This is a genomic window from Pontixanthobacter luteolus (assembly GCF_009828095.1).
Lineage (GTDB): Bacteria > Pseudomonadota > Alphaproteobacteria > Sphingomonadales > Sphingomonadaceae > Pontixanthobacter > Pontixanthobacter luteolus.
This window is the reverse complement of record NZ_WTYP01000002.1, coordinates 675,429-689,201: the sequence shown is the minus strand read 5'-3', so window position 1 is coordinate 689,201 and position 13,773 is coordinate 675,429. Positions and strand designations below refer to the sequence as shown.

Here is a 13,773-nt window from a genome sequence, read left to right as displayed (position 1 = left end):
ACCCCGAAGGGTTCACGCAGCCTTGTTGGCTGCGCCCTCTCCAACCGATGTTTCGATTTCGGTGCCTTCCCTGAACAGCGGCCAGGCCAATTGCTGGCCCAGCGTCGCCTTGGGCAGGTTTTCAACGCCGTAGCTTTCGGGATAGCTGCGGGTGATCTTTGCGGTGCCGAACAGCACATCCCAAAAGAACAGCAGGTTTCCGTAATTACCCTTGTAATGGGTGGCCTGATCGTCCGCATGGCGCCCGTGGTGTGCGTGGTGCGTCGCCGGGGTCGAGATGGTGCGTTCAACCACCCACATCAGCGGGCTGAGCCATTTGATCGCATAAAGCGGCTTGTCCCATGCAACGTCGCTGTGGGCACCGGTGATAACCAGCAGTTTCACCACGATGTATCCGGCATAGACCCAGCCGAGCCCCATGTAGATCAATACGCCGCTCATCCAGATGCCCGGCATCATCGCGTAGTAAAACAGGTTGTTCCGGTACACGAGGCGGATGCTCATATACCGCGCATTATGATGCGCACGGTGCAGGTTATACAGCCAGCTGAAACTGTGGCTGGCGCGGTGCCACCAATACTGCGTCATATCGTCGAGAATGAGAAAGAGCGCGATCGCGGCAAACACGTTGATGCCTGCGAGCGCGCCCTCCCATTGCGGTGCGATGACCCCCATCAATGCACCAGCGGTAAACAGGACAGCCGGCTGGGTCAGGCCCAGCAGGGTAAAGGTGGAGACTATTTCTACGATGCCATCATCGCGCGTCTGCTCTTCCTTGCGGAGCAGGTTGGAACGCCAGAGTTCCAGTATCGCATAGCCGAAATAGATAGCGAGAATGGCAATGGTCGATGATGGCATGACAGGCTCCTCCACTTGCGAAGCAGCCGGATAGAGCATAATGCCGCTGATGAATGTCAAATATTATACATTTTACCGAAGAACCGGCCATGCGGTCACTGGTTGCACCGACACTGTTCGGGGTGCTGGATACCAATCTGCGCACCGGCCTGCTGGCAAATGCGCCGGTGCTGAGGTTTTCGGACACTCAGATCATCCAGCACAAGGGTGACGAGCCGGACGGTTTCTGGGTTATCAAATCTGGAGCCGTCAAAGTCGGGCAGTTCAGGCCGGACGGTGAGTTCAGAGTGATCGCCATCCTGTCGGCCGGCGATTCCTACGGCGAACTCGCGATGTTCGCGGATTCGAGCCGGGCAGTCGATTCCGTCGCGGAAGGCGAAGTCACTTTGAACTGGATAGAACGTGCCGCGTTCGAACAGGCCATCATGAATGATGGTGCTGCGATGCGCAGCCTGATCGGCGCTCTCGCTGCGCAGCTGCAGGAAATGATCAACCTTGTCGCAGGGCTTGGAAACGGAACCAGCAGTGCGCGGGTCTCGGCAGTGCTCGCGAACCTCTCAGGCGGGGCGCAGGGCCAATCCACGATCCGTTTGGGGCAGCAGGATCTCGCGGAACTAACCGGGCTGACCCGTGCAACGGTCAACAAATGCCTGAGCAGCCTGGAGAGCCGCGGCGTTTTAACCCGCCATTACGGCAGGATCGTCATTCACAATCAGAAGGCACTGAGAAATCTGGCCTTCGGCTGACGCTCAGCGGCCCTGAAGCTCGGTCGCCGCCTCGCACTTGTCCTTCACCTCTTCATTGCCGCCGCTGAGATAGCTGATGGCGAAGAACCCGCCGACAACCAGCAAGACGAAGGCCGCCGTTACGGTGCCGAGATACTGGTCGATCACCCGCTTGATCGGGGCACCGAACAGACGGAAAAGAATGCCGACCGTCATGAAAATCATCGCCCGTGCGGCCAGACTGGCGAGAATGAACGGCACCAGCGCCATTTCGATGAAACCCGCTGTGATCGTCAGCAGTTTGAACGGCACCGGGGTCGCGCCTGCGATCAGGATCGCCTCGACATCGTATTCGCGCAGGTAACACGCCGCGACGGGGAAGCTCTTGCTCAGCCCCAGCAGGTCGATCAGCTGTTTCCCGACGGTATCATACAACCCCCAACCGATCGCATATCCCAGTAGCGCACCGGCGACCGAGGCAAGCGTGGCAACCACCGCGAAACGGATCGCTTTCGAAGGTTCGGCCAGACACATCAGCCCGAGCAGCGGATGCGGCGGGATCGGGAAAAAGCTGGCTTCCACAAAACAGAAAAACGCCAGCCAGCCCACCGCATGGGGGTGCGCCGCCTTTTCCATCGTCCAGTCGTAAAGACCGCGCAGCAATTTCATCATGTCGGCGAGATATCCCGTAAGTTTGCCACCATTTAAGCGAGGCCGTGAACCAGGGCAACGGATAAGAAATAACCTATCTGGCACTTTTATATTGACATCGTAACGCTCTTTGGTTAGACAAGAAGAACATCGCGATAGACCGATTCGAAAACGGGCGGCCCTCCACACCACGGCGGGACCGCCCGTTTTCGCGTCTGCACTGCGCAAGAGGACAGGTGCATGCCGAAACCCAAGAACACCAAGATCAAGCCGGAACTGAAAACCGGCGAGAAGGAGAAGCTCAACCGGCACTGGCGCGGTTTGTTTCTCGATTGTCTGGCGGAAACATCCAATGTCACCAGGGCTGCGGAGATTGCCGGCATCAATCCCAGCCGGGCTTACAAGGTGCGGCGCGAGGAACAGGAATTTGCCCGCGCGTGGCACGCCGCGCTGGTCGAGGGATATGAACATCTGGAGCTGGAATTGCTTGCCCGGCTGCGCTCCGGCGAAGCGAAAGATGGCCCCCGGCATGACAATGGTGCCGCGCTGCGCCTGCTATCCCTGCACCGCGACACGATGGCGCAAGAACACGCTCGCCGCCGCAATATGGATGCGGCGCGGGCCCGCCAGATCATCGATGCGAAGCTGGAAGAATTGCGGCAGAAAATCATCACCCGGCGCGAAGCCGAAGGGCAGACGATACAGTGACCGGCAAGCAGTGCCCCGATCCTGAAGGATATGACTTCCTTGCCGAGGCCGACGCGGCCAAGCGTGCCGATGTTCTGTCTGTAATGAACGAACGCGATGCGCTGGATGCAGCCACCTATTTCGACCACTACTTCGCCCCCCATGCCCATCCCGGTCAGACACCGCCACCTGGCGACTGGCAGGTTTGGATGGTCATGGGCGGGCGCGGTTTCGGCAAGACGCGGGCCGGCGCGGAATATGTCCGCAGCATCGCGGAAAGCGACGCCTATGCCCGGATTGCGCTGGTCGGCACATCGCTGGGCGAGGCGCGCAGCGTGATGGTGGAAGGTGAAAGCGGGCTGATCGCCTGTTCCCCACCTTCGGACCGCCCGACTTTCGAACCCTCGCTCCACCGGCTGCGGTGGCCCAACGGCGCGCAGGCGTTTCTGTATTCGGCGGCAGAGCCGGAAAGCCTGCGCGGACCGCAGCACAGCCACGCCTGGTGTGATGAAATCGGCAAATGGCCGCAAGCCCATGACCGGGCTTCGCGTTGCTGGGACAACCTGTTGCTCGGCTTGAGGCTGGGCAGGGATCAGCGGATCGTGGCCACGACCACGCCGCGCAACACCGCGTTGGTGCGGCGATTGTCCGCCAGCGAAGGCACAGTGGTAACCGGCGGCGCCACCAGCGCCAACGCTGCAAACCTGCCGCGAACCTTCATGATCGCGATGGAGCGGGAATTCGGGCAAACGCTGCTCGGCAGGCAGGAACTTGGCGGGGAACTGATCGACGATATCGAAGGCGCGCTGTGGAGCCGTGCGCTGATCGAAAACTGCCGTGTGCGCAGCGATCCTGCCGAACATCTTCGGGTGGTCGTGGCAGTCGATCCGCCAGCTTCCGCCAATGGCGATGCCTGCGGGATCATTGCCGCCGCTGTGGCGCAGGACGGGAGTGCGCACGTGCTCGCCGATTGCTCGGTGGAAAATGCCAGCCCGGAACGCTGGGCACGCGCAGTTGCAGAAGCCGCCAGCATCTGGTCGGCTGACCGCGTTGTAGCCGAAGCCAATCAGGGCGGCGCGATGGTCGCCAGCGTGCTGCGCGCCGCCGATGTCTCGCTGCCGCTGAAACTGGTTCACGCCAGCCGCGGCAAGACCGCCCGCGCGGAGCCCGTCGCTGCGCTCTACGAAGCGGGGCGCGTGCGGCATTGCGGCCATTTCGCAGCGCTGGAAGACCAGATGTGCGGATTGATGGCTGGCGGCACTTACGAAGGTCCGGGCCGCAGCCCCGACCGCGCCGACGCGCTCGTCTGGGCACTGACGGAATTGCTTCTGGGGCGTCAAATGCGCCCGCGAATTACCAACATCTGAAACAGGAAAACTCTATGTCGTTCCTTTCAAGTCTCGCCTCTGCCTTCAAGGGCGGTGACGGTTCCCGTGTGCCTCTGGCCCGCGGCTTTGCATCCCCCTGGGCCGCCACATTCGATGGCGGCAGCGCCCGCGCTCCGTTCGATTATGGCCGCGCGGTCAAAAACAGCTTCGTCGAAAATCCTGTCGCCCAGCGCGCCGTGCGGATCGTATCCGAAGGGGTCGGCAGCGCGCCGCTGGCAGACACTGACAGTGCACTTGCCAGCCTTGTCGGAACCTCCAGCGCAGGCCAGTCGCTGATCGAAACGCTGGCCATGCATCTGCTGCTTCACGGAAACGGGTTTGTTCAGATCATGAAAGACGGTGCCGGAAATCCCGTCGAACTGTTTGCCCTGCGGCCCGAACGCATATCGGTTGTTCCGGGCGAAGACGGCTGGCCCGCTGCTTACCGTTACCGCCTGGCCGACCAGACCCTGACGATACCGCTGGATGACGATGCGGGATGGCCCAACATCATCCACCTGCGCAGCGTCCATCCCGGCGATGACCATTACGGCGCCGGCAGTCTGGCAGCGGCAGAACAGGCGGTGGCGATCCACAACGCAGCGAGCGAATGGAACCGTTCGCTGCTGGAAAATGCCGCCAGACCGTCTGGCGCACTGGTGTTCGAAAGCGGCGATGCCGGCGGTCTCACCACGGAACAATTTGACCGATTGAAATCCGAACTGACCGCCGCCTATGCCGGGCAGGCGAATGCCGGGCGGCCGATGCTGCTAGAAGGCGGGCTGGACTGGAAATCGATGTCGATGAGCCCGGCGGATATGGATTTCGCGACCCTGAAAGCCGCCGCCGCCCGCGACATCGCGCTGGCATTCGGCGTCCCGCCTATGCTGCTTGGCCTGCCCGGCGACAACACCTATTCGAACTACCGCGAGGCCAACCGCGCGCTGTGGCGGCTGACCCTGTTGCCGCTGGCCAGCAAGATATTGGGCGGGTTGCAGCAGGGCCTTTCAGCATGGTTTGAAAATGCAGCGCTCGCCATCGATCTCGACCGCGTGCCCGCCCTTTCGGAGGATCGCGAACGCCTGTGGTCGCAGGTGTCCGCCGCAGACTTTCTGACCAATGCCGAAAAACGGTCCCTGCTCGGCCTTGCCCCCGCAGGAGACGTATCGTGAACCGGCAGGATATGCTGGCTGGTCTGCTCGCACAGGCCGCCAGCGAAGGCGGCGAGCTGGTTACCCTGCGCGCCATTATCGAGGAAGCGAGCGAAATGGGCGCAGACCGGGCAATGCACCGGCTTGGGCTCAGCGATGACAACGCGCAGGACGATATCGATGAACTGCGCGAGCTGCTTCAGGCATGGCGGGACGCCAAGGCTAGCGCATCGAAAGCCGCAATCGCGTGGATTGTGCGCGGAATACTGGCCATGTTGCTGATCGGCATTGCAGTGCGGATCGGCGTTCCGGACATGCTGCGATGAAATTCGCCGGATATGCCGCGCTGTTCGATACAGCCGATGCGGCAGGCGACATCATCAGACGCGGCGCTTTCGCAGCGACGCTGAGCCGACGAAACGGTCCGGTTCCGCTGTTCTGGCAGCACCGCCCCGACCAGCGGATCGGCTGGGTCCGCGAAGCAAGAGAGGATCGCCGCGGCCTGCAGGTGATCGCCCAGATCGACAATCCGCGGGGCCGTGCTGCCGCCATGCTTGCCGCGCGCACGGTAGACGGATTGAGCTTCGGCTACCGCGCGCGCCGCCATCACCGCAAGGGCAAGAACCGGCTGCTCGATGAAGTCGAACTGTTCGAAGTCAGCCTGGTTTCGCACCCGCTCCAACACGGCGCGCGCGTGCACATGATCGGCATACCGGAATAACCGGATAACGGCCCGATCCAGACGTGCGTTGGCTGCCTTCGGGCGGCTTTTTTTATGCCTCCGCACCAGCCTGAAACCGAAACACACCACCAACCACCCAACCCCCAGCAATGACAAGGTGAATACCCCTATGGAAAATTCCGCCCCTCAAACCACTCCGGATCAACTCGAAGCCAGTTTCGATATCGTCGCCCGCCAAGACAAGACGGAAGCCGATGTGTCGGCGCTGCGCAGCGATGTCGACGAGGTCAAGCAGCGCCTGGACAAGGTTGCCAAGGCCGCTGGCCGCCCCGCTCTTTCCGCCGCATCGGGCGGAGCCGAGGTCAAAGGCTTCGTTGATGGATATCTGCGCCGCGGCAGCGACACTGAACTCAAATCGATCAGCGGTCAGGTGCCTGCCGATGGCGGATTTGCGGTGCCGCGCGAAATCGATGCGGCAATCGCCCGCGAACTGACCGAAATCAGCCCGATCCGCGCCCTCGCCCAGATCGTCCAGACCGGTAGCGCAGGCTACCGCAAGCTGGTGTCGACCGGCGGCACCGCCAGTGGCTGGGTCAGCGAAACCGCAGGCCGGCCAGCTACAGACACGCCGCAATTTGCGGAAATCGCACCGCCGACCGGTGAGCTATACGCCAACCCTGCTGCCAGCCAGACCATGCTGGACGATGCCGGTTTCGACCTCGAAAGCTGGCTTGCCAGCGAGATCGCGATGGAGTTCGCCCGCGCAGAAGGAGCAGCTTTCGTCAGCGGTAACGGAATTGATCAGCCCGAAGGGTTCCTGTCTGCGCCGGTTTCCACCGCAGAAGACGGCGTGCGCGCTTTCGGCTCGCTGCAATATGTCGGCACCGGCGATGCAGCCGGGTTCGGCACTTCTCCCGAGGCACGCCTGATCGACCTGGTGCACACGATGAAGTCTGGCCACCGGCAGGGTGCAAGTTTCGTGATGAATTCCGCAACCCTGGCAGAAGTCCGCAAACTCAAGACAGCCGATGGCGCATTCTTGTGGCAGCCGGGCTTGGTCGAGGGCCAGCCTGATCGCCTGCTCGGCTATCCGGTGGTCGAGGCGGAAGACATGCCCGATGTCGCAACCGGCACCTTCCCGATTGCATTCGGCAATTTCCGCCACGGCTATCTGATCGCCGAACGATCGGCCACGCAGATCCTGCGTGATCCGTTCACCAACAAGCCGTTCGTGCATTTCTACGCGACCAAGCGGGTTGGCGGGCAGGTGCTCGACAGCGCGGCGATCAAGCTCCTCAAGATCGAGGAATAACCCCCTCCCGGCGGGGTGAGTTTCCCCCTTTCTCCCCCGCCGGTTTCCGCACCCGCGCCGCCGCACGCCCTCTCCCCCTGGTGCTGGCTGGCGCGGGTGCACCTTTTTCGAATTTGACCGGAGACCGCCATGAAACGGGCCATAATCGCCCCTGCCGAGTTTGGCGGGGCCGCATTGGACGAGCTGAAGCATTGGCTCGCAATCACCACAACGCAGGATGACGCCGCCCTCACCGCTCTGCTGTCTGCCAGCGCCGATATGTGCGAGGCATTTTGCGGCCTGATGCCGCTGGCCGCGACGTGCGAGGAAATCTGGCCTGCGCGCGGCGAATGGCAGCAACTGACCGTGCGCCCGGTTCATGCGATTACCGCGGTGGAAGGAATACCTGCGGAAGGGCCGCGTTTCATCATGCCCGCCGACGCGTTCGAGCTTGATCTGGGCGAAGGGCAAACCGGCAGCTTCCGCATCCTTCGCAAAGGTGCAGCCGGCAGGGTCGCTGTCCGCTTTGCCGCCGGATTTGCGCCGGGCTGGGGCTCTCTGCCCGAGGGTCTTCGCCAAGGGATCATCCGCTATGCCGGGCACCTTTACCGCGAACGTGACGCTGCACCCGACGGTTCGCCGCCAGCGGCAGTAACTGCCCTGTGGCGCCCGTGGCGAGAGATGCGGATCGCATGATCAAGGCAAAGCTCGCGAATTCATCCGGCAGGCTGGCCAATCGCCTGACTGCCGCCGCAGCCGCTGCGGCAAGGTCGGTCGCCGAAAACCGCCTGCGCGCGCGCCGCCGCGATCCCCGGCGCTGGCGCGATGCCCGGCTCCTCTGGCCGCTATTTGCAAGGACAGATTAAATGGAAAACCTGTTGCGCGCCGCGCTGCTGGACTGGCTTCGCGCTGGTCCCGCTGTCGGGCCAAACCTGAATGCGGTGGAAGAAGAAAGCCCGGTTCGCGCCAGCCCGCCATGGCTGGGGATCGCGGCTAGCGCCTCGACCGACTGGAGCACCAAGGAACGTGCGGGGCGCGAAATCCGCGTCGCTCTGGAATTGCAGACACGCGGCGATGATCCGAGGGCCGATGCCGCACTGATCACTGCAATCGAACGCAGGGTTTCGGCCCTGCCTGCCGCGCATACCGGGTTCCAGCTTGCCAGCGTACAGTTCCTTCGGGCGCGCGCCGAACGGCGTGATCGCGGCCTGCGATCCTTCCTCCTCGAATACCGCTTTCGCATTCTCGAAAATCAATCGGAGTAAATCATCATGACAGCCCAGAAAGGCTCTGCCTTCCTTCTAAAGATCGGGGACGGCGCGCAGCCTCCTGCCTATCAGACCGTCGCCGGCCTCAGGACCACGCAGCTATCAATTAACGGCGACACAGTGGTCGTCACGCACAAGCAATCGGGCGGCTGGCGCGATCTGCTTTCAGGCGCCGGAGTGCGTTCGGTGTCCGTCAGCGCCAGCGGGATTTTCCTGGGCAGCAGCGCCGAGGCAGCCATCCGGGCTCACGCGCTGGCCGGCACCGTCGATGATTACGAGCTGTCGTTCGAAGACGGCGAAAAACTGCGCGGGCGGTTTCTGGTCCAGCGGCTCGACTATTCGGGCGATTTCAACGGAGAGCGCAACTACACGCTCCAGCTTGAAAGTTCAGGCGCGGTGCTGCCCGCATGACCGGCCCTGCCAACCCCCTGCGCGGTGAAGCGGCAATCATGATCGGCGGTGCGCCGCACATCCTGCGGCCAAGCTTTGCTGCGCTGGTTACTGCCGAAGAAGAACTGGGGCCGCTATTCGCCTTGGTCGAACGCGCGGGCGATGGACAACTGCGCCTGTCCGAATTGACGGCATTGTTCTGGCATTGCCTGCGCTGCCGCGAATCCGTTAGCCGAGAGGATGTGGAGCGCACAGTGGTCGAAGCCGGACTGGCAGGATGCGCAAAGCCGCTACGCGCGCTGCTGGGCCAGATCCTGCAAGGCACCGGATGAACGGATCAGAGCCTGCACCTATGCCCGTGTCGGTGCCTGCGCAAACCGGCCTGTTTAGCCAAAGCGCGTCTGCGTTGGCGGGAATTGCGGCGCGGGCTCTGGGCTGGCGGCCGGATGAATTCTGGAACGCCACACCGGCGGACCTCGTCCTCGCACTCAGCGACCCGCAATCCTCAAGCGAAACCATCACCCGCACCGAATTGAACCATTTGCTGGAGCAAGAACGCAATGGATGATCCAATAGACGAGATGCTGATCGAAGTGCGCGCCAGCACTCAAGGTTTCTCCAATGATATTGCCGCGATGCGCGGCAGCGTGGACGGCGTGCTTGCGACCGGCTTCAGCAAGGCCGGAGATATCCTCGAAAAGGGGCTGCTTAGCGCGATCCGCAAAGGCAGCATCGGTTTCGAAGATCTCAAGCGAATGGCAATCCAGACGCTCGACCAGATCGCCGCGCAAGCGCTGCAGCTTGGCCTCGACAAGATACTTGGCGGTCTGGGCAGCGGTTCCGGCGGCGGCGGTATCGGGGGGATTTTGGGCGGCGGCATCGGCGCGATCCTCGGCCTGCCCGGGCGCGCGACAGGCGGCCCGGTTTCGCCAGGGCGCGGCTATCTGGTCGGTGAACGCGGCCCGGAACTTTTCGTGCCGACCAGCTCCGGCAGAGTGGAAACCGGCGGGCAGGCGGGCGCAGCCTCTCGCGATGTGAGGGTCTCCATCCAGCTTAACCAGCCGCGCGGAGCAAGCGCCCCGGCCACGCTCCAGCGTTCGTCACGCCAGATCGCCAGCGCCGTGCGCCGCGCGCTCGCTGCAAACTGAGGAATTCGACATGGCATTTTGGCTCGCCCGTCAGCGGCACGGACAGGAAACCGAATACATCCAGCGCTTCGATCCGCGCTTCTGGACCGTGAATTTTCCGCGCCCGATGATGGCCGCTGCCGTCGCTGAACAGGCTGGCACATTGCGGGTTGATTGCGAATTCCATCATCGCGGCGAATTGTGCGGACTGATCTGGGAAAGCGAAGACCGGCACGACCATCCCTTGCTCGCCTACAGCTGTGACCGCGACTATTCGCGAACTACCTTGCGATTTTCCTGGCGGTCGAGCGGGTTGATGCCGCTCGATCAACCGCACGGCCCGACCCTGACGATCGAGGGGCGGGATGAAAACGGCGATAATCGCGTATGGTATGTCCGCCTGTGGAATTACGCCCAAGGCACACCGGAAAATGCGGAGATCGTCTTGCCGTTCTCGCAGCTGGAAAGCGGCTATGGCTTACCCGGCGAACCGGTCCATCCCGCCGATGTCGATCGCATGTTCATTTCGCTGGTGCCTCCAGCTTACGAACCTGAAAGCGACGAACGCTTCAGCGGACCGGCCAATGGGTACGTTACACTGTCCGACATTGTCTGCGAGGGTGATCGGCCCATGCTCGAAATCGGCGATGTCATGCTGCCTCCCCATGGTGAGCAGATGGCTACCGCCTACGATGATTCCTACAATTTGACACCCGAACGCATCCTGCGCAGCATTCGCGGCCTCGGCTATCGTGGACGGATCCTGCACTATGTCGGCATGAGCCATTTCTTCCGATTGGAGGATGATGGAGGCCGGCTCGTGGCGGCGGCGGACGGCATCCTCAACTTACCCGCGTTCCGCTGGCACCGGGCTTTTTTTCGGGCCTGTGCGGCCATGGATTATGCGCCGATCTGCTCGCTTTCCTACGAATTGCTAGCGGACCATTGCCCGGATGATTGGCAGCAAAGAACGTATAGCGGCGAAGCCGGGCGCACCGGGTGGGAACCGCCGTCGGCGCTGCTTTCGCCGGCGAACGAAACTGCGATGGGCTGGTTGCGATCGACCGCAGGGTATCTGGTGGGGCTGATGCGCGGAGCCGGCCTGCCGATCCTGTTCCAGATCGGCGAGCCTTGGTGGTGGGTGACAAGCGACGGGAAGCCCTGCCTGTACGATGCTGCCGCAGTCGCCGCGTTTGGCGGGAACCCGCCCATCATCACATCCATGCACGGCAATTTGCCGCCCGATCAGACCGCGCTGCTGGACGCAGCCGGGGCGCTGCTGGCCCAATCGACCCACGATTTGGCCGCCGCTGTCAGAACGGCTGCAAAAGGTCCGGCGGAAATATTGCTGCTCGCATTCACGCCCACGATCCTCGACCCGGAAATGCCTGAACTGAAACGAGCCAATGTGCCTGTCGGATGGGCCTACCCCGCATTCGATCGGCTTCAACTGGAAGATTACGACTGGCTGACCGAAGGTGCGGATGCGCGCCGCCGGATGGCATATGCCGAATTCGATCGCCGCCTGAATTATCCGGCAGACCGCCAGGACTATCTTTCGGGCTTCGTTCTGGATGCCGCCGATGCGGAAGAATTCTGGGTCCGGATCGACGCCGGGCTCGACGAAGCCGCAGCGCGCGGCATCTCCCAGCGGTTTGTCTGGGCATTCCCGCAGATCAACCGCGATGGCTACACCCGCCTCGCCCCAAATCAGGATAATCCCGTGCAGGCATTCGACGATATCATGTACCCGCTCCCCTTGGGCCGCGACACTCGGGTCAGCCCCGAATTCTCCACCACAGTGGCAGTCACCGCGTCCGGACATGAACGGCGCAATTCGCTGTGGTCTGATGCGCGGCTACGGTTCGATGTGGGGCCGGGCATACGTTCAGAGGCGGAGCTTGGCACGCTTATCTCGTTCTTTCGGGCGCGCCGCGGTGCCGCCCGCGGGTTCCGCCTGCAAGACCCGTTCGACTTCAGTTCAAACGGGATGACCGGCAATCCCCGCTCTGATGACCAGTTGCTGGGGATCGGCGACGGGGTCACATCCGGGTTCGAAATGGCCAAATTCTATGGCGACGGGGAAGAACCGCAGCGGCGGCGGATTACCCGGCCCCGCGCTGAAACGATCATGGTCAACGTTGGGAGCGCCCCGGCGCAGAACTGGTCGCTCCAGCCAGGCGGGATCTTGTCGTTTGATGAGGCGCCTCCGGAAGGTGCAGAGGTCCGTGCGGGCTTTCTATTCGATGTTCCGGTGCGCTTTGCAGAGGATCAGATCGATATAAGCAGCGCCAGTTTTGCGGCAGGTGAGGCACCCTCCGTACCGATGGTCGAAATTCGCGAGGCCGTATGACACACGTTTTCTTCCGCGAGGAACTGGAAGGCGTGGCAACATTCTGGCGAATCTATCGTAAGGATGGCCGCGCGCTTGGTTTCACCAGTCACGACCGCAATCTGGTGTTTGGCGGGCTTACTCATCTGGCCGCGCCTGGCATGATCCCCAGTTCGATCCGCCGCACCTCCGACCTGTCTCCGGACAGCGCCGAGGTGCAGGGCGTATTGTCACACGACTCCATATCTGTGCCGGACCTCTCCAAAGGTCGCTTCGACGATGCCGCAATCCAGGTGGGGGCGGTGGATTGGGAAACGCTGGATCATACCGTGCTCTATCACGGTTCGATCGGCGCGATCGCCGAACAGGGCGGCGAATTCACAGCGGAGCTTCGATCTGCCAAATTCCTGCTCGACGAAGATCCGGTGCCGCGCACCAGCCCGACCTGCCGCGCGGAATTCTGCGGTCCGGGCTGCAATCTCGCTGCACCGGCCTTCACTGTAGAAGCGGCGGTGGAGGAGGTGGATTTCGAAGCAAATTCGGCCATCTTCACCGGCATTGACCCGACACCCTACCTGTTCGGCTGGGCCCGCTGGATCGACGGAGCAGACTCAGGGATCCGGTCTTCAATCATCGCTTCTGACGGACCTGCTTTGGTGTTCGGCGGGGCATTGCCCGGCGGTTTGCAAGCAGGTGACCAGGCGCTTCTGCGGGAGGGATGCGATCATACCTTCGCCGCCTGCAACAGCCGGTTTGCCAACTCGGCAAACTTTCGCGGCGAGCCCTTTCTGCCCGGAAACGATCTGCTTGCCCGATATCCGCTGCCCGAATGACGGCAGATCAAGAACGGCTTGCCGCCGCCGCCGAAGGGCTGGTCGGCGTCCCGTTCCAGCTTCATGGCCGCGATATTCTCTACGGAGTGGACTGCGTTGGCCTTGTCCTGCTCGCGCTTTCGGCGGTCGGTCGCAAGGTTCCGTCCCTATCCGGCTACGGCCTGCGCAATGCTGACTACTCATTTGTTCCGGATATTGCTTCGTCCGCCGGCCTGGGCCCGGCTGCCGGGGTTATCGAGCGCGGCGATATCCTCGTTGTCCGCCCCGGTCCTGGCCAGCGGCATCTGCTGATCGCAGCTGGCCCGCTTCGATTCATCCATGCCCATGTCGGTCTGGGCCGCGTGGTTTCCGCAGCCGGCCCCTTGCAATGGCCGGTCATTAACAAATTCCGCCTCAATGAAAGACGCTAGA

19 protein-coding genes are annotated in these 13,773 nt (G+C 62.5%); 17 read left to right on the top strand and 2 right to left on the bottom strand.

What is annotated here, in order from left to right:
• Positions 1 to 12: 12 nt before the first annotated feature.
• On the bottom strand, positions 13 to 858 hold the full coding sequence (locus GRI43_RS11850) for a sterol desaturase family protein (RefSeq protein ID WP_160731302.1): 846 nt from the start codon (positions 856 to 858) through the stop codon (positions 13 to 15).
• A gap of 53 nt (positions 859 to 911) precedes the next feature.
• Between GRI43_RS11850 and GRI43_RS11845 the strand changes: the two genes are divergently transcribed.
• The gene (locus tag GRI43_RS11845; protein ID WP_160731301.1) at positions 912 to 1,604 is read left to right on the top strand and encodes a Crp/Fnr family transcriptional regulator; all 693 of its coding nucleotides are present in this window, start codon (positions 912 to 914) and stop codon (positions 1,602 to 1,604) included.
• A gap of 3 nt (positions 1,605 to 1,607) precedes the next feature.
• On the opposite strand, the gene GRI43_RS11840 is transcribed toward GRI43_RS11845, so the two are convergent.
• Positions 1,608 to 2,255 carry a YqaA family protein gene (locus tag GRI43_RS11840; RefSeq protein WP_235903743.1) on the bottom strand — a complete coding sequence of 216 codons (648 nt, stop codon included), beginning with the start codon at positions 2,253 to 2,255 and terminating at the stop codon, positions 1,608 to 1,610.
• A 219-nt stretch (positions 2,256 to 2,474) separates the two neighbouring features.
• On the opposite strand from GRI43_RS11840, the gene GRI43_RS11835 reads away from it, so the two are divergent.
• The 16 genes from GRI43_RS11835 (at position 2,475) to GRI43_RS11760 (ending at position 13,772) form a co-directional block, all read left to right on the top strand.
• Positions 2,475 to 2,942, top strand: a complete 468-nt coding sequence (locus GRI43_RS11835) for a hypothetical protein (RefSeq protein ID WP_160731300.1) — start codon at positions 2,475 to 2,477, stop codon at positions 2,940 to 2,942.
• A gap of 83 nt (positions 2,943 to 3,025) precedes the next feature.
• Positions 3,026 to 4,288, top strand: a complete 1,263-nt coding sequence (locus GRI43_RS11830) for a DNA-packaging protein (protein WP_160731722.1) — start codon at positions 3,026 to 3,028, stop codon at positions 4,286 to 4,288.
• Positions 4,289 to 4,302: 14 nt separating this feature from the next.
• Positions 4,303 to 5,460, top strand: a complete 1,158-nt coding sequence (locus GRI43_RS11825) for a phage portal protein (RefSeq protein WP_160731299.1) — start codon at positions 4,303 to 4,305, stop codon at positions 5,458 to 5,460.
• Entirely contained in the window at positions 5,457 to 5,765 is a 309-nt protein-coding gene (locus GRI43_RS11820; RefSeq protein ID WP_160731298.1) for a DUF6127 family protein, read from the top strand. Before GRI43_RS11825 ends, GRI43_RS11820 begins: the two co-directional genes overlap by 4 nt.
• Entirely contained in the window at positions 5,762 to 6,160 is a 399-nt protein-coding gene (locus GRI43_RS11815; RefSeq protein WP_160731297.1) for an HK97 family phage prohead protease, read from the top strand. Before GRI43_RS11820 ends, GRI43_RS11815 begins: the two co-directional genes overlap by 4 nt.
• Positions 6,161 to 6,290: 130 nt before the next feature.
• Positions 6,291 to 7,433 carry a phage major capsid protein gene (locus GRI43_RS11810; RefSeq protein WP_160731296.1) on the top strand — a complete coding sequence of 381 codons (1,143 nt, stop codon included), beginning with the start codon at positions 6,291 to 6,293 and terminating at the stop codon, positions 7,431 to 7,433.
• Between the two features lie 129 nt (positions 7,434 to 7,562).
• Entirely contained in the window at positions 7,563 to 8,108 is a 546-nt protein-coding gene (locus GRI43_RS11805) for a head-tail connector protein (RefSeq protein WP_160731295.1), read from the top strand.
• A complete protein-coding gene (locus GRI43_RS11800) occupies positions 8,105 to 8,278 on the top strand; it encodes a hypothetical protein (protein WP_160731294.1) in 174 nt (57 codons plus the stop codon). The genes GRI43_RS11805 and GRI43_RS11800 overlap by 4 nt, the downstream gene beginning before the upstream one ends.
• Positions 8,279 to 8,677: a DUF3168 domain-containing protein gene (locus GRI43_RS11795; RefSeq protein ID WP_160731293.1), complete on the top strand. Its 399-nt coding sequence runs from the start codon at positions 8,279 to 8,281 to the stop codon at positions 8,675 to 8,677.
• 6 nt (positions 8,678 to 8,683) lie between these two features.
• Positions 8,684 to 9,091, top strand: a complete 408-nt coding sequence (locus tag GRI43_RS11790; protein ID WP_160731292.1) for a phage major tail protein, TP901-1 family — start codon at positions 8,684 to 8,686, stop codon at positions 9,089 to 9,091.
• Entirely contained in the window at positions 9,088 to 9,402 is a 315-nt protein-coding gene (locus GRI43_RS11785) for a gene transfer agent family protein (protein WP_160731291.1), read from the top strand. The genes GRI43_RS11790 and GRI43_RS11785 overlap by 4 nt, the downstream gene beginning before the upstream one ends.
• Complete coding sequence (locus GRI43_RS11780) at positions 9,399 to 9,638, top strand: phage tail assembly chaperone (RefSeq protein WP_235903742.1); 240 nt, start codon at positions 9,399 to 9,401, stop codon at positions 9,636 to 9,638. The genes GRI43_RS11785 and GRI43_RS11780 overlap by 4 nt, the downstream gene beginning before the upstream one ends.
• Positions 9,631 to 10,218, top strand: coding sequence for a tail tape measure protein (locus GRI43_RS11775; RefSeq protein WP_160731290.1), 588 nt, complete (start codon positions 9,631 to 9,633; stop codon positions 10,216 to 10,218). The genes GRI43_RS11780 and GRI43_RS11775 overlap by 8 nt, the downstream gene beginning before the upstream one ends.
• Positions 10,219 to 10,228: 10 nt before the next feature.
• A complete protein-coding gene (locus GRI43_RS11770; RefSeq protein ID WP_160731289.1) occupies positions 10,229 to 12,550 on the top strand; it encodes a DUF2460 domain-containing protein in 2,322 nt (773 codons plus the stop codon).
• Positions 12,547 to 13,362 carry a DUF2163 domain-containing protein gene (locus GRI43_RS11765; RefSeq protein WP_160731288.1) on the top strand — a complete coding sequence of 272 codons (816 nt, stop codon included), beginning with the start codon at positions 12,547 to 12,549 and terminating at the stop codon, positions 13,360 to 13,362. The genes GRI43_RS11770 and GRI43_RS11765 overlap by 4 nt, the downstream gene beginning before the upstream one ends.
• Complete coding sequence (locus GRI43_RS11760) at positions 13,359 to 13,772, top strand: NlpC/P60 family protein (RefSeq protein ID WP_160731287.1); 414 nt, start codon at positions 13,359 to 13,361, stop codon at positions 13,770 to 13,772. The genes GRI43_RS11765 and GRI43_RS11760 overlap by 4 nt, the downstream gene beginning before the upstream one ends.
• Position 13,773 lies beyond the last annotated feature (1 nt).